This window comes from Micromonospora nigra (assembly GCF_900091585.1).
GTDB lineage: Bacteria > Actinomycetota > Actinomycetes > Mycobacteriales > Micromonosporaceae > Micromonospora > Micromonospora nigra.
Window position 1 is genome coordinate 4,279,626 of the sequence record NZ_FMHT01000003.1, and the last position, 18,969, is coordinate 4,298,594.

Annotated in this window: 16 protein-coding genes and 1 pseudogene; 11 read left to right on the top strand and 6 right to left on the bottom strand. The window is 74.1% G+C overall.

Annotation, left to right across the window (positions count from 1 at the left end; translation table 11 throughout):
• Positions 1 to 178: 178 nt before the first annotated feature.
• The 9 genes from GA0070616_RS18605 (at position 179) to rdgB (ending at position 7,020) form a co-directional block, all read left to right on the top strand.
• The gene (locus tag GA0070616_RS18605; RefSeq protein ID WP_245712824.1) at positions 179 to 1,726 is read left to right on the top strand and encodes a P-loop NTPase family protein; all 1,548 of its coding nucleotides are present in this window, start codon (positions 179 to 181) and stop codon (positions 1,724 to 1,726) included.
• Positions 1,727 to 1,853: 127 nt separating this feature from the next.
• Entirely contained in the window at positions 1,854 to 2,144 is a 291-nt protein-coding gene (gene clpS, locus GA0070616_RS18610; protein ID WP_091084354.1) for an ATP-dependent Clp protease adapter ClpS, read from the top strand.
• Positions 2,145 to 2,146: 2 nt separating this feature from the next.
• Complete coding sequence (locus tag GA0070616_RS18615; RefSeq protein ID WP_175440279.1) at positions 2,147 to 2,647, top strand: DUF2017 domain-containing protein; 501 nt, start codon at positions 2,147 to 2,149, stop codon at positions 2,645 to 2,647.
• Between the two features lie 48 nt (positions 2,648 to 2,695).
• Positions 2,696 to 3,184 carry a M67 family metallopeptidase gene (locus GA0070616_RS18620; protein ID WP_091084356.1) on the top strand — a complete coding sequence of 163 codons (489 nt, stop codon included), beginning with the start codon at positions 2,696 to 2,698 and terminating at the stop codon, positions 3,182 to 3,184.
• Positions 3,185 to 3,251: 67 nt separating this feature from the next.
• Positions 3,252 to 3,593 carry a MoaD family protein gene (locus GA0070616_RS18625; protein ID WP_091084360.1) on the top strand — a complete coding sequence of 114 codons (342 nt, stop codon included), beginning with the start codon at positions 3,252 to 3,254 and terminating at the stop codon, positions 3,591 to 3,593.
• Between the two features lie 11 nt (positions 3,594 to 3,604).
• Positions 3,605 to 4,570, top strand: a complete 966-nt coding sequence (locus tag GA0070616_RS18630) for a PLP-dependent cysteine synthase family protein (protein WP_091084363.1) — start codon at positions 3,605 to 3,607, stop codon at positions 4,568 to 4,570.
• A gap of 221 nt (positions 4,571 to 4,791) precedes the next feature.
• Positions 4,792 to 5,538, top strand: a complete 747-nt coding sequence (locus GA0070616_RS18635) for an MBL fold metallo-hydrolase (RefSeq protein ID WP_091084368.1) — start codon at positions 4,792 to 4,794, stop codon at positions 5,536 to 5,538.
• 86 nt (positions 5,539 to 5,624) lie between these two features.
• Positions 5,625 to 6,350, top strand: a complete 726-nt coding sequence (rph, locus tag GA0070616_RS18640; protein ID WP_091084374.1) for a ribonuclease PH — start codon at positions 5,625 to 5,627, stop codon at positions 6,348 to 6,350.
• A gap of 52 nt (positions 6,351 to 6,402) precedes the next feature.
• A complete protein-coding gene (gene rdgB, locus GA0070616_RS18645) occupies positions 6,403 to 7,020 on the top strand; it encodes an RdgB/HAM1 family non-canonical purine NTP pyrophosphatase (RefSeq protein WP_091084378.1) in 618 nt (205 codons plus the stop codon).
• A 56-nt stretch (positions 7,021 to 7,076) separates the two neighbouring features.
• Here the strand turns inward: rdgB and hutH are convergent, their stop codons facing one another.
• From hutH to GA0070616_RS18675, 6 genes and pseudogenes are all read right to left on the bottom strand, one after another.
• Positions 7,077 to 8,612 carry a histidine ammonia-lyase gene (gene hutH / locus GA0070616_RS18650; protein ID WP_091091084.1) on the bottom strand — a complete coding sequence of 512 codons (1,536 nt, stop codon included), beginning with the start codon at positions 8,610 to 8,612 and terminating at the stop codon, positions 7,077 to 7,079.
• On the bottom strand, positions 8,609 to 9,781 hold the full coding sequence (gene hutI / locus GA0070616_RS18655; RefSeq protein ID WP_091091086.1) for an imidazolonepropionase: 1,173 nt from the start codon (positions 9,779 to 9,781) through the stop codon (positions 8,609 to 8,611). Before hutI ends, hutH begins: the two co-directional genes overlap by 4 nt.
• A gap of 4 nt (positions 9,782 to 9,785) precedes the next feature.
• A pseudogene (locus GA0070616_RS18660) lies at positions 9,786 to 11,156 on the bottom strand (formimidoylglutamate deiminase); the annotation flags it as partial.
• A gap of 217 nt (positions 11,157 to 11,373) precedes the next feature.
• The gene (locus tag GA0070616_RS18665) at positions 11,374 to 12,573 is read right to left on the bottom strand and encodes an allantoate amidohydrolase (RefSeq protein ID WP_091084380.1); all 1,200 of its coding nucleotides are present in this window, start codon (positions 12,571 to 12,573) and stop codon (positions 11,374 to 11,376) included.
• On the bottom strand, positions 12,570 to 14,252 hold the full coding sequence (gene hutU / locus GA0070616_RS18670) for a urocanate hydratase (RefSeq protein WP_091084385.1): 1,683 nt from the start codon (positions 14,250 to 14,252) through the stop codon (positions 12,570 to 12,572). The genes GA0070616_RS18665 and hutU overlap by 4 nt, the downstream gene beginning before the upstream one ends.
• A gap of 12 nt (positions 14,253 to 14,264) precedes the next feature.
• The gene (locus tag GA0070616_RS18675) at positions 14,265 to 15,113 is read right to left on the bottom strand and encodes a MurR/RpiR family transcriptional regulator (RefSeq protein WP_091084388.1); all 849 of its coding nucleotides are present in this window, start codon (positions 15,111 to 15,113) and stop codon (positions 14,265 to 14,267) included.
• A gap of 173 nt (positions 15,114 to 15,286) precedes the next feature.
• Here GA0070616_RS18675 and GA0070616_RS18680 point away from each other — a divergent pair, with 173 nt between their 5' ends.
• Together GA0070616_RS18680 and GA0070616_RS18685 are read left to right on the top strand one after the other, a co-directional pair.
• Positions 15,287 to 17,053, top strand: coding sequence for a trypsin-like peptidase domain-containing protein (locus GA0070616_RS18680; RefSeq protein ID WP_091084392.1), 1,767 nt, complete (start codon positions 15,287 to 15,289; stop codon positions 17,051 to 17,053).
• 83 nt (positions 17,054 to 17,136) lie between these two features.
• Complete coding sequence (locus GA0070616_RS18685; RefSeq protein WP_175440124.1) at positions 17,137 to 18,879, top strand: O-antigen ligase family protein; 1,743 nt, start codon at positions 17,137 to 17,139, stop codon at positions 18,877 to 18,879.
• The last annotated feature ends 90 nt before the right edge of the window (positions 18,880 to 18,969 follow it).

Genomic DNA, 18,969 nt, shown 5'->3' on the forward strand with positions numbered 1-18,969 from the left:
CGCGGATCCGTCCGCGTGCGCACCGTGACGCTCCGAAGTTGAGTACCCTCGTCGTTACCGGTAAGTACTCGAAAGCTCCGGCGGGTGACCCCGCCGGTCGTACTCTTCCGGCATCCGGGTGCCGTCACCGGATCCTTTCCGCGGCCGGGCCAGTCGGCCGCCTGCCCCGGGAGGCCGTGTGAACAAGCCGGGTCCCCTCCCCGCCGCGGCGGTGTCCGGGCCGATCGACCTGCCGCGCCACGGCTCGTTCCCGGCTCGCCTCGGCGTGACCGTGCCGAGCCCGCACGAACCGCTCGCCGTGGTCGTCGCCGGCCCCGCCGGGGCGGGCCGCACCGAGGTGCTGGCCGCCCTGCTGCACCTCGAACCCGGCATGTTCACGGTGCCGGCCGGCAGCCTGCTGCTGGTGCGGCACGCGAAGACACCGAGCCGGTCGGCGTACGTGCCCGGCTACCGGCAACCCCACTCGTACCGTCCCGACCTGCCGGCGGCCGGCCCGGCGCTGGCCCGCCCGCCGCGCCGCGTCGAGCTGGCCGTGGCCGAGCCGCTGCTGCGACACTTCTCGCTGGTCGACACGCCGGAGACGGGCTCGCTCGGCGTGGCCGGCGCGAAGCTGCTCGGCGACACCGTCGGCCGGGGCGGCGCGCTGCTCTTCGTGATCGCGGCCGACCAGGGGTTCACGGCCGCCGAGCTGAACCTGCTCGCGGAGGTGGCCCGGGCCCCGGTCGAGGTCTTCTTCGCGGTCACTCCCGGCATGGCCGGCTGGGCGCCGGTGTCCGAGGGCACGGCGGCACCGGAGGGCACGGCGGCACCTGAGGGCACCGGGGCGTCCGTGTCGTCGGCCGACGCCCGGGTCGACGCGGTCGCCGTCAGCGTCGAGGCCCATCGGGCAGCCCTGCTCGCGGCGGTGCCCGAGCTGGTCCGCGCGGGCTGGTACCCGGTGCACCGCGACGGTGGGGCCGAGCTGCGCCGCGCCCTGGTCGGCTGGGCGGCCGGCGAGGGTCTGCGGCGGGCCAGCGCGGAACCGCCCGTGCTGCCCGGCGCGCACGGCCGGGTGCCGGTGGTCGCCGAGCCGGGGCAGTGGTCGGAGCAGCTGGACCGGCGGTCCCGCTCGTGCGCCCAGCGCATCCGCCAGCACCTGTCGCTCGAGTTGGCGAACACGCACCTGCGACTGGTCCAGGAGATCGTCCACGGCAGCGGCTGCGCCGGCCTGCCGAGGCTGCTCGACCGCGAGTTGGAGGCGCTGTCGCTGCTCGTCACATACCAGTGCGACCACGCGGTGCGCGGCCTGGTGGCCGAGGCGGCGGGCCGGGTGCTCGGCACGCCGCTGGCCGAGGGGGTCCGGCGGCGGCTCAACGCCGCGGTGCGCTTCGGCCTGACCGAGCAGCCGGGCGGCCACGAGCTGGACCGGGTGTTCCTGGTGACCAGCACCGCCGGGGTGGCCGGGCTGACCGGAGCCGGGGCCATCGACGCGACGGCCAGCCACCCGACGGTGGCTCGCGACGAGATCCTGCCGCCCGTGGCGGTCGCCCTGTCCGGCGGCTGCTGGCAGCACTGGCGTACCCCCGGCAACGGTGACCCCGGCGCGGCCCGGGTCTGGGCCCAGCGGGCACTGCGCGAGGTGGAGCTGGAGCTGTCCCGCGAGGTGTCCCGCCGGTTCGAGGTGATCCGACTGTCCCTCAACGTGGTGCTCGGCGATGCGACCGACCACGGCATCCTGCTCGCCTGACGGCGCCGCCCGTCGGGCCGGTACGGGCACGCCCGGGGCTGTCCACCGGGGTGCGCGTGCAGCAGATCCGGGGCGGGCCGGCGTTCCGGTTCCTCGGTTCGCCGGATCCGGTGGCACGATGGGGGGCATGGCGGCTCCGCAGGTTGCACCGGTCGAGACGCCGGACACCGATGAGGTGCCGGCTGCCGACCGGCCGTGGGTGACGATCGTGTGGGACGACCCGGTCAACCTCATGACGTACGTGACGTGGGTGTTCCAGAAACTCTTCGGATACAGCCGGGAGAAGGCGGAACAGTTGATGCTGGACGTGCACCACAAGGGCCGGGCCGTGGTCTCCAGCGGCGCCCGCGAGCGCATGGAGCACGACGCGTCGCAGCTGCACGCGTACGGGTTGTGGGCGACGGTGGACCGGTCGTGAGCATGTTCCGTCGCCAGGGCGACTGTTACGTGGCCAGCTTCGCCGTCGACGAGGCGCGTGTGCTGCGCAAGGTGGCCGCCGAGGTGGTGGGCCTGCTCACCGACGGGTTCGACCACACCGATCCGGTGGTCGGGCGGCTCTTCCCCGAGGTCTATCCGGAAGACTCGGCGAGCACGGCCGAGTTCCGCCGGTACACCGAGGGCGACCTGAAGACCGCCAAGATCGACCAGGCGGGTGCGGTGCTGGCCGCGTTGCCCGACGAGACCGGTGGCGAGGTGCGGCTGGACGCGGAGGCGGCCGAGGCGTGGCTGCGGGCCCTCAACGACGCCCGGCTCGCGATGGGCGTCCGGCTGGAGATCAAGGACGGCACGGACCTCGGGGCGGAACTCGACGGGGCGGTCGCGGCGGACCCGACGTCGAGCCGGGTGTTCCAGCTTTCGGTCTACGCATACCTCGGTTATCTCCAGGAGTCCCTGCTCAACGCCCTGATCGGCGAGGTGTGACCGTCGCCGCCTCGCGGACGGCGGTCGACGGGCGCTAGGCTTGGCGGCGTGCTGAGCATCGACCGGTCGATCGTTGACGCGATCGTCGCCCACGCCCGTCGGGACCACCCCGACGAGGCCTGCGGCGTGGTCGCCGGCCCCGCCGGCAGCGACACCCCCACCCGGCACATCCCGATGGAGAACGCGGCCCGCTCCATGACGTTCTACGAGTTCGACTCGATGGAACACCTGCGGGTGTGGCGCGAGATGGACGACCGGGACGAGGAGCCCGTCGTCATCTACCACTCGCACACGGCCACCGAGGCGTACCCGTCGCGCACCGACATCTCCTTCGCGGGCGAGCCGGGCGCACACTACCTGCTCGTCTCCACCCGCGAACCGGACACGGAGGAGATCCGTTCCTTCCGGATCGTGGACGGTGTGGTGACCGAGGAGCCGGTCCGCATCCTGGACCCGGGGGTGGATCCGCACGCCGTGCAGTCGTACATGTTCGGGCAGAGCCCGGCGACGGTCGACTACGAGTGTTCCGGCCGCTGACCCGTCAGCGCCCGCCGAACACCCGCCCTCCCGTCACCGAGCACACCGACTCAAGGAGTACGTCACCATGGCCATCGAAGTTCGTATCCCCACCATCCTGCGCAGCTACACCGGCGGCGCGAAGGTCGTCGAGGGCACCGGCGACACGCTGGGCGACCTGCTCACCGACCTGGACTCCCGGCACGCCGGCCTGAAGGGCCGGCTGGTCACCGACGCCGGCGCGCTGCACCGCTTCGTCAACGTGTACGTCAACGACGAGGACGTCCGTTTCCTCGGCGCGCTGGAGGCCAAGCTCAACGACGGCGACAGCGTGACCATCCTGCCGGCCGTGGCCGGCGGCGCGTTCGGCTTCGCCGCCGCCGCGGCGATCGCCGGTGCCGCGCGCCGCGCGCCGGTCACCGCCCGCTGAGGGCCGCCACCGTGGCGCGGTACGACAGCCTCCTGGACGCCTGCGGGGGCACGCCCCTCGTCGGGCTGCCCCGGCTCTCGCCGACGGTGCCCGAGGGGGCGCCGCCGGTGCGGCTGTGGGCCAAACTGGAGGACCGGAACCCGACGGGCAGCATCAAGGACCGGGCGGCCCTGTTCATGGTGCGCGCGGCCGAGGAGTCGGGCCGGCTCCGGCCGGGCGACACCATCCTCGAACCGACCAGCGGCAACACCGGCATCTCGCTGGCCATGGTCGCGAAGCTGCGCGGCTACCGGCTGGTCTGCGTGATGCCGGAGAACGTCTCGACCGAGCGGGTGCAGCTCCTGCGGATGTACGGGGCGGAGATCATCTTCTCGCCGGCGGCCGGCGGCTCCAACCAGGCGGTCGCCACGGCGAAGCAGATCGCCGAGGAACACCCCGACTGGGTGATGCTCTACCAGTACGGCAACGAGGCCAACGCCCGGGCGCACTACGAGACGACCGGCCCCGAACTGCTGCACGACCTGCCCACGATCACCCACTTCGTGGCGGGCCTGGGCACCACCGGCACCCTGATGGGCACCGGCCGCTACCTGCGGGAGAAGGTCGACGGCATCCAGGTCGTGGCGGCGGAGCCGCGCTACGGCGAGCTGGTCTACGGGCTGCGCAACATCGACGAGGGGTACGTCCCCGAGCTGTACGACGCGACCGTGCTGTCCCGGCGGTTCTCCGTGGGCACCCGCGACGCGGTGCTGCGGACCCGGCAGTTGGTGGAGGTGGAGGGCATCTTCGCGGGGTTCTCCACCGGGGCGATCCTGCACGCCGCGCTCGCCGTGGCCCACGAGGCGGCGCGGGCGGGCCGGCGGGCCGACGTGGCGTTCGTCGTGTGCGACGGCGGCTGGAAGTACCTGAGCACGGGCGCGTACGGGGGCACCCTGGCCGACGCCGAGGAGGCCCTGGAGGGTCAGCTCTGGGCATGACCCGACGGCGCGACGACCGAAGGCCACCGGCGGATGCCGGTGGCCTTCGTCGCGTCCGACCCGGTACGGGTGTCACGTTCGTGACAACTTCCAGCGGACCGTTCTTGCGCCCGCGCCCCTGCGCGTAGGCTGCGCAGCGTGGCGTACCCGTCGGTAGAGATCATCACCGTCGAGGCGGATACCGCCGCGATCACTACCCACCGTGACAGCGAGACGACTCGATGAAGCTGACCGTCCTGGGCTGCGCGGGAAGCTTCCCCGGGCCGGAGTCCCCCTGCTCGGCCTATCTCGTCGAGGCCGACGACTTCCGGCTCCTGGTCGACTTCGGCCCCGGCTCGTTGTCCACCCTCCAGCGCTACGCCGGCCTGCACGCCCCGGACGCCATCCTCCTGACCCACCTGCACTGCGACCACATCCTCGACGCCACGTCGTACGTGGTGGTGCGCCGGTACGCCCCCGAGGGCCCGTACCCGGCCCTGCCCGTGTACGCCCCGGCCGGCGCGCCCGACCGGCTCGCCGCCGCGTACGCGCAGGACGACAACGCCGTCGACGACGTCTACCAGTTCTACGCCCTGCAACCGGGCACCTTCCCCATCGGCCCGTTCCAGTGCACCGTCGACCGGGTGCTGCATCCTGTCGAGACGTACGGGGTGCGCCTGGAACACGACGGCCGGACGCTGTGCTACTCCTCGGACACCGCGCCCTGCGACGCGCTGCTGCGTCTGGCCCAGGACGCCGACACGTTCCTCTGCGAGGCCAGCTACCTCGACGGGGTCGACAACCCCCCGGACCTGCACCTCACCGGCCGGGAGGCCGGCGAGGCGGCCACCAAGGCGGGCGTGGGCCGGCTGCTGCTGACCCACCTCGTGGCGGCCTGGGGCAGCGAGGCGCACACGGTGGCCGCCGCCGCCAGCGCGTACACCGGCCCGCTGGAGGTCGTCCGGCCCGGCGCCACCTACGACATCTGACGCCGTCGACGGGGGGTCGGTCCCCGTACCGGCGAGGAGGGTGCACCCCGGGACGGTCCGCGCACCGGACCACATAGGGTGCAGGGATGGCGCGACCTGACGGGCGGGAGCCCGACCAACTCCGACCGGTGACCCTCACCCGTGGCTGGAGCACCCACCCCGAGGGCTCCGTGCTGGTGGAGTTCGGGGCGACCCGGGTGCTGTGCACGGCCAGCGTGACCGAGGGGGTGCCCCGGTGGCGCAAGGGCTCCGGGCTCGGGTGGGTCACCGCCGAGTACGCCATGCTGCCCCGGGCGACGAACACCCGCTCGGACCGGGAGAGTGTGCGGGGCAAGGTCGGCGGGCGTACCCACGAGATCTCCCGCCTGATCGGCCGGAGCCTGCGCGCCGCCGTCGACCTCAAGGCGCTGGGGGAGAACTCGATCGTGCTGGACTGCGACGTCCTCCAGGCCGACGGCGGCACCCGCACCGCCGCCATCACCGGCGCATACGTGGCCCTGCACGACGCCGTCACGTGGCTCGCCGCGCGCAAGGCCCTCGCGGGCAGGCCGGAGAAGGTGATGCACCGCTCCGTGGCGGCGGTCAGCGTCGGTGTGATCGCCGGCGAGCCGCGGCTGGACCTGTGCTACGACGAGGACGTGGCGGCCGAGGTCGACATGAACGTGGTCTGCACCGGCACCGGAGACTTCGTCGAGGTGCAGGGCACCGGCGAGGCGGGCGTGTTCGCCCGCGACCAGCTCGACGCCCTGCTCGACCTGGCCGTGGCCGGCTGCGTCGACCTGGCCGAAGCCCAGCGGAAGGCTCTCGGGTGAGCGCGAGGAGTGAGCTCGCGAGCCCCGCAGCCGCGAACGAAGGTGACTCAGAATGAACAAGGTGCTGCTCGCCACCCGTAACCGTAAGAAGCTCATCGAGCTGCAACGGATCCTCGACGGCGCGCTCGGCGCGCACCGGGTCGCCCTGATCGGCCTGGACGACGTCGAGGAATACCCGGAGCTGCCCGAGACCGGGCTCACCTTCGGGGAGAACGCCCTGATCAAGGCGCGGGAGGGGTGCCGGCGCACCGGCCTGCCCACGATCGCCGACGACTCCGGGATCGCGGTCGACGCCCTCAACGGGATGCCCGGGGTGTTCAGCGCCCGGTGGGCCGGCCGGCACGGCGACGACCACGCCAACCTCCAGCTGGTGCTGGACCAGATCGCCGACCTGCCGGACGAGCACCGGGGCGCCTCGTTCGTCTGCACCGTCGCGCTGGTGCTGCCGGGCGGCAAGGAGCACCTGGTCGACGGCCGGCAGGCCGGCCGGCTGCTGCGCGCCCCGCGCGGCGAGGGCGGCTTCGGCTACGACCCGATCTTCCTGGGCGACGGGCAGGACCGCACCAACGCGGAACTGACGCCGGAGGAGAAGGACGCGGTCAGCCACCGGGGCAAGGCACTGCGCGAGCTGGCCCAGCTGGTCGCGAAGGTGCTCCCGCCGGCCGCCTGACCCGCCGCGCAACGCCGGCGCGGCGGGTCGAGCGAAGCGGGGCGGGCGCGGCGGGGTCAGGCGAGTGGACCGATCCTTCGTTCGATCGCCGCGCGGAGTTCGGGGGTGCGCAGCACCTCCCGGGCCGCCTCCATCAGCGGGGCGAGGAACACGTCCGGGCCCGGTTCGCCGATGGCCCCGCCCAGCGCGTCCAGCGCCGCCCGGCCGGCCGGGGACGGCTCCAGCGGGGCCCGCAGTTGCAGGCCACGGACGGCGGCCAGCAGTTCCACGGCGAGCAGGCTGGTCAGGTTGTCCAGCACGGTGCGCAGCTTCCTGGCCGCCGCCCAGCCCATCGAGACGTGGTCCTCCTGCATGCCGCTGGTGGGCAGGGAGTCCACCGAGGCGGGCGCGGCCAGCCGGCGGTTCTCGGCGACGATGCCGGCGGCCGTGTACTGGGCGATCATCAGGCCGGAGTTCACCCCGGCGTCGGGGGACAGGAACGCCGGCAGTTCGCGGGAACGGGTCACGTCGAGCAGCCGGTCGACCCGTCGCTCGGCGATCGCGCCCACCTCGGCGGCGGCGATGGCCAGGAAGTCGGCGGCGAACCCGAGCGGCGCACCGTGGAAGTTGCCGGTCGACTCGACCTGCCCGTCGGGCAGCACCACCGGGTTGTCGACCACCGAGACCAGTTCCCGGCCGGCGACGGTGCGGACGAAGTCGAGGGTGTCCCGGGCCGCGCCGGCCACCTGCGGGGCACACCGCATCGAGTACGCGTCCTGCACGGCGTGCGCCAGGTCGTCGCGGTGGGAGTCCATGACCCGGGAGTCCTGGAGCAGCCGGTGGATGTTGGCCGCCGACACACCCTGGCCGGGGTGCGGGCGGATGGCGTGCAGCTCGGGCAGGAACGGTCGCTCGGAGCCGAGCATCGCCTCGATGGCCAGGGCGGCCGTCACGTCGGCCATGGTGAACAGGTGCGCGGCGTCGTGGATCGCCAGCAGCAGCATGCCCAGCATGCCGTCCGTGCCGTTGATCAGGGCCAGCCCTTCCTTGGCGGCCAGTTCGACCGGGCGCAGGCCGGCCTGGTGCAGCGCGTCCGCGGCGGGCAGCCGCTCGCCCGCCGGACCGAGCACCCAACCCTCACCGAGCAGCACCAGCGCGCAGTGCGCCAACGGTGCCAGGTCGCCGGACGCGCCGAGCGAGCCGTGCTCCGGCACCCACGGCGTGACGTCCTGGTTGAGCAGGTCGACCAGGGCCTCGGCGACCAGCGGCCGAACCCCGGAGCGGCCGAGGGCGAGGGAGCGTACCCGCAGCAGCATCATCGCCCGCACCACCTCCCGGGGCATCGGGGCGCCCACCCCGGCGGCGTGGGAGCGGATCAGCGCGTGCTGGAGTTCCGCCCGCCGTTCGGGCGCGACGAAGGTGTTCGCGAGGGCACCGAAACCGGTGGACACGCCGTAGACGGGGCGGCCGGCACGTTCGATCCCGTCCACGATGGACCGGCTGGTGGCCATCGCGTCCACGGTGGCGGGGGCGAGGACGACCTTGGCGGTGCCGCGCGCCACGGCGAGCACGTCGGCGGGGGTGATCCCGGTGGGTTGGACGGTCACGGTCATCGCGGCACTCCGTTGTGCAGAACCTTGCGGATCAGGGGAACTCCCGGCCGGTAGGCCAGGTGCAGGTGGGACGGGGCGTCGAGGATCATCAGGTCGGCGCGGGCCCCGGGCCGCAGCACCCCCACGTCGTCGCGGCGCAGCGCCCGCGCACCGCCGGCGGTCGCGGCCCACACCGCCTCCGCCGGGGTCATCCGCATCTCGCGTACGGCCAGCGCGACGCAGAACGGCATCGACGACGTGTACGACGACCCGGGGTTGCAGTCGGTCGCCAGCGCGACGGTCACCCCGGCGTCGAGCAGCCGGCGGGCGTCCGGGTACGGCGACCGGGTGGAGAACTCCACGCCGGGCAGCAGGGTGGCGACGGTCTGCCCGCCGGCCAGCGCGTCGACGTCGGCGTCGTCGAGGTGGGTGCAGTGGTCGACGCTCGCCGCCTCCAGTTCCACCCCGAGCCGCACCCCCGGCCCGGGGCCGAGCTGGTTGGCGTGCACCCGCACGCCCAGCCCGACCGCCCGCCCGCAGGTCAGGATCGCGCGGGTGTGGTCGGCGTCGAACGCGCCCCGCTCGCAGAACACGTCGATCCAGCGGGCGTGCGGGGCGGCGGCGGCGAGCATCGGCCCGCACACCAGCGACACGTAGTCGTCGGGGCGGTCGGCGTACTCGGCGGGGACGACGTGCGCCCCCAGGAACGTGGTCTCGTCGGTGACCTCGGCGGCGATCCGCAGCGAACGGGCCTCGTCGGCGACGGTGAGGCCGTACCCGCTCTTGACCTCGATCGTCGTGGTGCCCTGCCGCAACGCCTCGGCGTGCAGCCGGCGTACGGTGGCGCGCAGTTCGCCGTCGGAGGCGGCGCGGGTCGCGCCGACGGTGGTGCGGATGCCCCCGCCGGTGTACGGCTGCCCGGCCATCCGGGCGGCGAACTCGGCGGCCCGGTCCCCGGCGAAGACCAGATGGGCGTGACTGTCCACGAAACCCGGCAGCACCGCCGCCCCGCCCGCGTCGACGCGTCGGTCGGCGGCCGGCGTGTCCCGCGCCGAACCGACCCACGCGACGCGGCCGTCCTCGACCAGCAGGGCGGCGTCGCGGCGCAGCCCCAGCGGGCCGCGCCCGTCGGGGGAGTTGGTGACGAGTTCGCCGATGTTGTCGACCAGCAGGCTGCCGCTCGCGCTCACCGGGGGTCACCGCCTCGATCGCGTCGTGCAGTTCCACGGGCACGTCCACGGTCAGGTGCCGGCCGTCGACGACCACCGGCCGCCCGTCGACCAGCACGTGGGACACGTCGGCGGCGGTGGCGGCGAAGAACGCGCCGACCGGCGGCACCCCGGCGGTACGGGCGCTGTCGAGGCGTACCGTCACCAGGTCGGCCCGGTCGCCCACCGCGAGCCGGCCGGCGTCGCCCCAGCCCAGCGCGGCGTGGCCGGCGGCGGTGGCGGCGGTGAGCAGTTCGGCGGGGGTGAAGTGGCCGCGGCGGCGGGTGCGCAGCCGCTCGTCCAGTTCCACCGCCCGAGCATCCTCGAACAGGTCGACCACGGCGTGGCTGTCGCTGCCCAGGCTCAACGGGATACCGGCGTCGGCCATCCGCCGGGCCGGGCCGATCCCGTCGGCGAGGTCCCGCTCGGTGGTGGGGCAGAGGCAGACGCCGGCGCCGCTCTCGGCGAGCAGCGCCACGTCGGCCCCGGTGGGGTGGGTGGCGTGCACGGCGGTGGTGCGCGGCCCGAGCACCCCGTGCTCGGCGAGCAGCCGGGTCGGGGTGACGCCGTGCACGGCCCGGCAGGCGTCGTTCTCGGCGGGTTGCTCCGACAGGTGCACGTGCAGCGGCAGGCCGTTCCGGTCGGCCCAGCCGGCGACGGTGGCGAGCTGCGCCACCGGAACCGCTCGCACCGAGTGGATGGCCGCGCCGACGAGGGCGTGGTCGTCGCCCGGGGTGAACGCGTCCACCCGCTGCGCCCAGCGCAGCGCGTCGCCGTCGCCGAAACGCCGCTGCGGCCCGGTCAGGGCCTGCCCGTCCACGCTGGCGGTCAGATAGCAGGTGTCGAGCAGGGTCAGCCGGATGCCGGCGTGCGCGGCGGCCTCGACCAGCGCCCCGCCCATCGCGTTCGGATCGTCGTACGGGGTGCCGTCCGGGCCGTGGTGCAGGTAGTGGAACTCGCCCACGCAGGTGATCCCGGCGAGGGCCATCTCGGCGTACGCGGCCCGGGCCAGGGCCAGGTACGTCTCCGGGTCGAGCCGGCCGGCGACGGCGTACATCTTCTCGCGCCAGGTCCAGAAGTCGCCCCGCCCGTGCTGGGTGCGTCCGCGCAGCGCCCGGTGGAAGGCGTGCGAGTGGGTGTTGGCCAGGCCGGGCAGGGTAAGGCCGGGCAGGCGTACCGCGTCGGTCAGCACCTCCACCCCGGCGTCGGGCCGGCTGCCGGCGGTCAGTGGCGTGACGCCGGTGATCCGGCCGTGCTCCGTCTCGATCAGCACGTCGGGCGTGGGCGCATCGGCCTGTCCTGCCCCGGTGGGGGCGGGCAGCCAGGCCCACTCGGCGAGCCAGCGGGTCGCGGTCATCTCTCTCGCCCCCTTTCGAGCTGCATCGTCTGCGCTCTCACAAGCCAGCGTGTCGGGTGCGGGCTCGCCGCGCGGTGTTTCGTCTGCGCTCTCAGCTCGGGAGGGCGCGTGGGCTGAGGGATCGCGGTGCGGTGCTTCGTCTGCGCTCTCAGCTCGGGAGAGCGCGCACCGGAGCGTCGTCGGTCGGCGGGGTGGGGGTGCTGGTGCACGGCGGCGTTCACCCGCACGTCAGCTCCCCGATCACCCGGGCCAGAGCGGCCACCCCGGCGGCGCAGTCGTCGTCGGTGGCCGACTCGGCGGGTGAGTGCGACACCCCGGTCGGGTTGCGCACGAAGAGCATCGCGGTGGGCAGGTGCGCGGCCAGCACCCCCGCGTCGTGACCGGCCCCGGTCGGCAGCACCGGTGCGTCGAGCAGCGCCGCGAGGCGCGTGGCCAGGCCGCCGTCGAACGCCACCAGGGGGGTCGCCGACTCCTCGGTGACGGTCAGGTCGGTGCCGTCACGCCGGGCCCGCTCGGCCGCCTTGGCCTGCACCGCCTCGACCAGCGCGCGCAGCGTCTGCGGCTCCGCGGCCCGCGCGTCCAGCCAGCCGGTCACCGTCGACGGGATCGCGTTGGTGGCGTTCGGCTCCACCGCCACCCGGCCCACCGTGGCGTGGGCGTCCCGCAGCCGGGCCTCCTTGTTCGCGGCGAGCACCGTGAACGCGTACGTCAGCATGGGGTCGCGGCGGTCGCCCATCCGGGTCGTACCGGCGTGGTTGCCCTCGCCGCGCACCTCGAAGCGCCACCGGCCGTGCGGCCAGATCGCGCTGGCGACCGCGACCGGCGCGGCCTGCCCGGCCAGCGCACGCCCCTGCTCCACGTGCAGTTCCACGAAGGCGGCGAACCGGCCGAGCAGCGCCGGATCAGCGCCCGCCGGTCGGTCGCCCAGCGCCTCGGCGAAGCTGACCCCCGCCGCGTCACGCAGGCCGGCCGCGCGATCCACCGCGATCTGACCGGTGAGCAGCCGGGACCCCAGGCAGGGTACGCCGAACCGCGCCCCCTCCTCCTCCACGAACGCCGCCACCGCGACCGGCCGGGCCGGCGCGACACCCGCGGCGCGCAGCTCGTCGACCGCGAGGAAGGCGCTGACGATCCCCAACGGACCGTCGTACGCCCCGCCGTGCGGCACCGAGTCGAAGTGGCTGCCGGTCAGCACGGCGGCACCGGCATCGGGGTCACCCCACCAGGCGAACAGGTTGCCGTTGCCGTCCTCGGTGACGGGCATGCCGCGACCGTCGGCCTGCCCCCGGAACCACTCCCGCAGCCGCAGTTCCGGCCCGGTCAGCGCGTAGCGCAGGTAGCCACCGCTGCCTGCGTCCCGCCCGACCGGCGCGATCTCGTCCCACAGCGCCCGGAACCGCGCGGTCAGGTCGCTCATGCCGGGCCCTCCGTCATCGGAACCCGCACGCCGGTGCGGTCCGCGACCTCGCGGGCCGCGTCGTAGCCCGCGTCGACGTGCCGGACCACGCCCATCGCCGGGTCGTTGGTCAGCACCCGTTCGATCTTCTGCCCCGCCAGGGCGCTGCCGTCGGCCACGCAGACCTGCCCGGCGTGGATCGACCGGCCGATGCCCACCCCGCCGCCGTGGTGGATCGACACCCAGGAAGCCCCGCTGGCCGTGTTGACCAGCGCGTTGAGCAGCGGCCAGTCGGCGATCGCGTCGGAGCCGTCGGCCATCGCCTCGGTCTCCCGGTACGGGCTGGCCACGCTGCCGCAGTCCAGATGGTCCCGACCGATCACCACCGGGGCGGACAGCTCACCCGAGGCGACCATCTCGTTGAACCGTACCCCGGCGACGTCCCGCTCGCCGTAGCCCAGCCAGCAGATCCGCGCCGGCAGGCCCTGGAAGGCGACCCGCTCCCCGGCCAGCCGGATCCACCGCGCCAGGGGCTCGTTCTCCGGGAACAGCTCCAGGATCGCCCGGTCGGTGGCGGCGATGTCGGCCGGATCACCGGACAGCGCCGCCCAGCGGAACGGGCCCCGGCCCTCGCAGAACAACGGCCGGATGTAGGCCGGCACGAAGCCGGGGAAGTCGAACGCCCGCTCGTACCCGCCGAGACGCGCCTCGTCGCGGATCGAGTTGCCGTAGTCGAACACCTCCGCGCCCGCGTCGAGGAAGCCCACCATCGCCTCGACGTGCGCCGCCATCGACGCGCGGGCCCGGTCGGTGAACTCGGCGGGCTTCGCCGCCGCGTAGTCGCGCGCGTCGGCCAGCTCGACGCCCATTGGCAGGTACGACAGGGGATCGTGCGCGCTGGTCTGGTCGGTCACGACGTCGACGTCGACACCCCGGCGCAGCAGCTCGGGGAAGACCGTCGCGGCGTTGCCGACCACGCCCACGCTCAGCGCCCGGCGCTCCCGCTTCGCGGCGAGCACCCGCTCGACCGCGTCGTCGAGGGAGTCGGCCACACCGTCCAGGTAACGGTCGTGCACCCGCCGGTCCAGCCGGCTCCGGTCGACGTCGACGATCAGGCATGCGCCACCGTTCATGGTGACCGCGAGGGGCTGCGCACCGCCCATCCCGCCGCACCCGGCGGTCAACGTCAGTGTGCCGGCCAGGGTGTCACCGAACTTCCGGGCGGCCACCGCCGCGAACGTCTCGTACGTGCCCTGGAGGATGCCCTGCGTGCCGATGTAGATCCACGAGCCGGCGGTCATCTGCCCGTACATGGTCAGGCCGAGCTGCTCCAGGCGGCGGAACTCCGGCCAGGTGGCCCAGTCGCCGACCAGGTTCGAGTTGGCCAGCAGCACCCGGGGGGCCCACTCGTGGGTGCGCATCACCCCGACCGGTCGACCCGACTGCACCAGCATCGTCTCGTCGTCCCGCAGGTCGGTCAGTGTCCGCACCAGCGCGTGGTACGACGGCCAGTCCCGCGCCGCCCTCCCTGTCCCGCCGTAGACCACCAGGTCGTCGGGGCGTTCGGCGACCTCCGGGTCGAGGTTGTTCATCAGCATCCGCAGGGCGGCCTCCTGCGGCCAGCCACGGGCGGTGCGCTCGGTGCCGCGAGCGGCGCGGACGTGTCCGGTGCCGCCCGCTGCCTGGGTGGATCGCGTCATTCGGGCCTCCTCCTAACCGAGGAACAACTGTCGACGGGCGGCGGAGGCTTCGAACGCCTCCAGTCGCCGCTGGGTTTCGGCCGGGGCGGCGTCACAGATCGCCTGCAACAGCACCATGGCCAGCGTCATCGGAGCGGTGTGCAGGTCGAACACGAGCTGCGCGCCCACCGCGGCGGGCAGCACCACGTCGGCGTGCTCGGCGGCCGGGCTGACCGGCGAGTCGGTGATCGCCACCACGGTCAGGCCGGCGTCGCGGGCCGCGCGCAGCGCGTCCAGGGTCTCCCGGGGGTAGCGGGGCAGCACGAACGCCAGCAGGGCGCCCGCTCCGGCCTCGGCGGCCTGTTCGAGGCGGTCGGCGAGCAGACTGCCGCCGCAGTCGAGCACCCGCACGTCGGGGTGCACCTTCGCGGCGAAGTACGCGAAGTACGCGGCCAGCGGGGCGGCGGCCCGCAGCCCGAGCACCGGCAACGGGCGGCTGGCGGCCAGCAGCCGGCCCGTCCCGGCGATCCGTTCCCGGTCGGCGAGCTGCCCGGCGAGCCGGTCGAGGTTGCCGATCTCGGCGCGTACCGCCTGTTGGAGTTCGTTGCCGGCGGTGGTCGGGTCGGGCGCGGTGGCGGTCAGCTCCCGCAGCCGGCGGCGCAGGGCCGGGTAGCCGTCGTGACCCAGCGCGACCGCGAACCGGGTCACCGACGGCTGACTGACCCCGGCCAGCTCGGCCACCTCGGCGGCCGACAGGTAACTCACCGCGGGGGCGTGCTGCACGAGACAGTGCGCGATGCGGCGCTGCGTCGGGGTGAGTCGCACCCCGTCGAAGAGGCCGAGCACCCGGTCGGTGGGCACGACGGCAACTCCTTCATTCATGCGCTGACTCTATGCATGAAATCTTTCAGCAGGCAAGCCTACCGGCGACTCCACCGAGGACGACGCTCTGACCTGCCCGGGAAGGTGGATCGCCGGCCGCCGGTCGACCGACGGACAGAACGGGGTGTGCCCCCTCTGTAGGATCCGCTCGGCGGTCGAGCAGAGGAGTGGTCATGCAGCCGGACGGCCCGTACAGGTTCACCCACTTGCTGGGTGGATCGCCGGTCGGCAAGGCGTGGGCAGCCGTCGACAGCCAGGGACGGTTCGTCACGGTCGCGGTCCTCGACGCCGTGGTCGCCGCCACACCCGGCTGGCGCGAGGCGTTCGCCGCGGCGGTGAACAACCAGGCGCAGGTGACGCCGCACGCGTACGCCGACTTCTCGGCGGCAGCGCCGTGGGTGGCGTACCCCGCCGAGGCCGGGCCGGCCGTGGAACGGCTGTTCCGGGCGCTCGGCGTGGACTACCAGCCCGTGCCCGCCGGTGTCCCGGTGTCCGCCCCGCCGGTGTCGGCCCCGCCACGGTCCGTCTCGGCTCCGCCGCAGCCCGTTCCCGCGGTCCCCGGGCCTCCGGCACCGGTGAGCGCCGAGGGGGCGTTCCCCGACCCCTTCGCCGCACCGGCCCGCCGCATCCAGCCCACCACGCGCCCGCCACGGCGCACCGGCCTCTGGGCCGGCGTCGTCGCCGCCGCGCTGGCCGTCGTTCTCGGTGGCGGAGCCGCGGTCTGGGCCCTCAGCGGTGACGAGGAGGCGCCGCCCCGCGCGGATCCGACCTTCTTCCCCACCACGTCGACGGTCGATCCCGGCCTGAAACCCTGGGCCGAGGCTGCGCCGTTCAGCCCGGAAGAGCGCGCCCTCGCGGTCGCGACACCGGCGGTGGTCTTCGTCGAGGCCGTCTTCACCGGCTACGTCCGTGACGCCGCCACGGGAAAGCCGATCCGGCGCGCGCCGATCACCTTCACCCGCCGGTGCAGCGCCTTCGTGGTCAACGCGGACGGGCACGCCCTCACCAGCAGCTCCTGCGTCGAACCGACCGAGGAGAACGCCCGGCAGATCGCCATCGACGCGGTGGCCCGGATGCTCGTACGCGAGAACCAGCTCACCACCGTCCAGGTGCCGGAGTACATCCGTACCACCCTGCCGAAGGTGCGGTTCACCGGGCCCGATCCGGGGACGGAGCCGGCCAGCGAGGTGTACGCGCAGCTCAACGCCGCCAAGGGCAACCTGACGACCGAGCCCGCCATCCCCGCCACGGTCGTCCGGACCCTGCCCGCCGAGACCGGCAACACCGCCCTCGTCAAACTGGCCCGGGGCAACCTGCCCGCCGTGGAGCTGAACCCGGGGGCCGAGCTCGCCGAGGGCGCGCCGGTGCTCGTCCTCGGGTTCGCCACCAGCGACGTCGACTTCCGCACCGCCACCTACCAACCCCGGTCGAAACTGGTCACGATCACCGGAACCGGAAGGCGGGGGCCGGTCTCGATCTACCGGATCAACGAGGACATCGGGGCGGCGTCCCACGGCGGCATCGCCCTCGACGCCAACGGCCGGGTCGCCGGCATGCTCGACCAGGACCAGGCGCGACCCGACCGGGCGAACCGGGTGGTGCTGCCGGCCGCCACCGTCGCAGGGCTGCTCGCCGAGGCCGGGGTCGCCAACGCGCTCAGCGACACCGACAAGCGGTACCGCAGCGGCCTCGACGCGTACTTCGCCGGAGAGAACGCGACAGCGATCACGGAGCTGGACGCCGCGGCGCAGGGTGCCCCCACCAACCTGCTCGCCCAGGCGTACCGGCAGAACGCCGTGGAACGGCAGCAGAACGAACGGCAGGAGGCCGAAGGGTCGACCTGGCCGACGGTACTGCTCGCGGGGGTGGGCGGTGCCCTCGTGGTCGGCCTGGTCCTGGCGGCGCTGCTCATCGCGCGTCGCCGCCGGCACGGCCGATGACCGCCCCGCCCACCGTCGCGCCGGCCGACGCGGGGCACACCAGGGGGACCCGGTCCCTGTCCCGGCTGCTTACCGTCGCCATCGTGACGCTGGTCGGCGTTCTCCTGGTGCACGTCCTGTTCGAGACCTGGGCCCAGGTGCTCAGTGGACCGACCAGCACCGACCCGAGGGCCAACCTGCGGGAGGCCGCGCAGTGGCCGAAACACCTCAAGACGGCGCTCTACCTCGGGCTCGCGGCGCTCGCCGTCGTCAAGGTGGCCGTCGACCGGCTGTGGCACCGGTTCCGCACCACGGCGGATCTCGCCCTGGTGGTGCTGGTGCTGGTGATGGTGCTCGCCGGGGCCGTCAACGACTCGTCGGCGACCCTCATGGGCGAGGCGCTCTTCGTCTACTTCCGGGGTGCCGTCGTCTTCTACGCGTTGCGGGCCGCCGACCTGGATCGCGTCCTCGTCCGGCGGATGCTCCTTCCCGCCGCGGTGGTGGTGGGCGTCAACGTGGTCATCGCCCTCGTCCAGATGGTCGTCGGCGCACCCGCGCACAGCGCGCTCGGGTGGGTCGACCTGACCTGGGCCGACCAGAGCCGGGCGCAGGGCCTGCAACCGCATCCCAACCACCTCGGGCACCTGCTCGGGCTGTGCCTGCTCGGCTTCCTGGCCTGGGTCGCCGTGAACCGGTCCGTCCCGCGACGGTGGTGGGCCGTGGCCACGGTGGTCGCCGTCGCGATGTCCGCGACCCAGTCCCGGGAGTCCCTGCTGGGCGTGCTGGCCGCCGGTGGCCTGGTGGTGCTCCTGGTCCGCGGCAACACCCGGCGCGTCCTCGCCGTCTGCCTCGTCGTGGTGCTCTGCACCGCGGCGCAGGTCGCCGTGCGGCCCGACAACCGCGCCGAGTGGGAGCGGCGGTGGGACAACGCCTTCTCCGGGTTGCGCAACCCGGCCGGCAGCGAGTCGACGGCCGCCCGTCCGAGCGCCCCCACCAGCCCGGCGGCCCGTCCGAGCGGGCCCACCAGCCCGACCGCCCGTCCGAGCGGGTCCCCCGCCACCCCGACGGCCGGCACCCGTCCGTCGGGTGCCCCGACCGTGACCGCCAGGCCCTCGCCCACCAGGGAGGGTGCCACGACGCCCCCGGGCCGTAAGCCCACGTCCGGCGCGTCCCTCCGCCCGTCGGCACCCGCCGCCACCCGGCAGCCGGCGGCGTCCCCGCAGCCCGCAGCGAGCCGAACCCCCGCCCCGGTGCGCGAGATCCGGGTGCTCTACCTGCAACAGGTCGCGCGGATCCTGCCCCGCCAGCCGGTCCTCGGCTTCGGCATCGGTCAGTTCGGCGGCGTGGTGGCCGAGAAGAACGACCCCAACTGGCACCGGAACCCGAAGTTCGGCCCGGCCGGCTTCAACCGGTACGGCTTCCACGCCGTGCAGGTCGACTCGTTCTGGTTGCACCTGGTCATGGAGGTCGGACTGCTCGGCCTCGTCGTGTACCTGGTGTGGCTGGCGGCGGTCGCCCTGCCGCTGCTGCGCCGGATCCGGCAGGCCCGCCGTGGGGCTGCCGCACCCGCACAGTCGACGGTGTGGGGCGTGACCGCGCTGGTGTTCGCCTGTGTCGTCGGCTTCCTCTCGCCTTCCCTGGAGGATCCGCTGCTGCCGCCGCTGCTCTGGACGGTCGTGGGGGTCGCCTGGTGGGTCACCCGGTCGGCGCCGGAGCCGGCCACCGGGGGCACTGTTCCCGCACCACGCGAGCCGGACGACGGAACGGCGGAGACCCGGATCCTCTCGACGGACGAGATCCTCGCGCAGGCCCGGCTGGTCCGGCGACCCACGCCACCGAGGTCATGACACTGTCTGCTGTGGAGCGCCTTTCGGCCACCGAGGGTAGGTGTGGCGCTACGGCGCTGGCTAGAATCCCCGTGCCGTCGGACGGGCGGC

Bases quoted from the DNA above. Each gene is read 5' to 3' on its own strand.
- clpS (WP_091084354.1), top strand. From the start codon at position 1,854: ATGGCGGCTCCGCAGGTTGCACCGGTCGAGACGCCGGACACCGATGAG.
- GA0070616_RS18615 (WP_175440279.1), top strand. From the start codon at position 2,147: ATGTTCCGTCGCCAGGGCGACTGTTACGTGGCCAGCTTCGCCGTCGAC.
- GA0070616_RS18625 (WP_091084360.1), top strand. From the start codon at position 3,252: ATGGCCATCGAAGTTCGTATCCCCACCATCCTGCGCAGCTACACCGGC.
- GA0070616_RS18635 (WP_091084368.1), top strand. From the start codon at position 4,792: ATGAAGCTGACCGTCCTGGGCTGCGCGGGAAGCTTCCCCGGGCCGGAG.
- rph (WP_091084374.1), top strand. From the start codon at position 5,625: ATGGCGCGACCTGACGGGCGGGAGCCCGACCAACTCCGACCGGTGACC.
- rdgB (WP_091084378.1), top strand. From the start codon at position 6,403: ATGAACAAGGTGCTGCTCGCCACCCGTAACCGTAAGAAGCTCATCGAG.
- hutH (WP_091091084.1), bottom strand. From the start codon at position 8,612: ATGACCGTGACCGTCCAACCCACCGGGATCACCCCCGCCGACGTGCTC.
- GA0070616_RS18665 (WP_091084380.1), bottom strand. From the start codon at position 12,573: ATGAGCGACCTGACCGCGCGGTTCCGGGCGCTGTGGGACGAGATCGCG.
- hutU (WP_091084385.1), bottom strand. From the start codon at position 14,252: ATGACGCGATCCACCCAGGCAGCGGGCGGCACCGGACACGTCCGCGCC.
- GA0070616_RS18675 (WP_091084388.1), bottom strand. From the start codon at position 15,113: ATGAATGAAGGAGTTGCCGTCGTGCCCACCGACCGGGTGCTCGGCCTC.
- GA0070616_RS18680 (WP_091084392.1), top strand. From the start codon at position 15,287: ATGCAGCCGGACGGCCCGTACAGGTTCACCCACTTGCTGGGTGGATCG.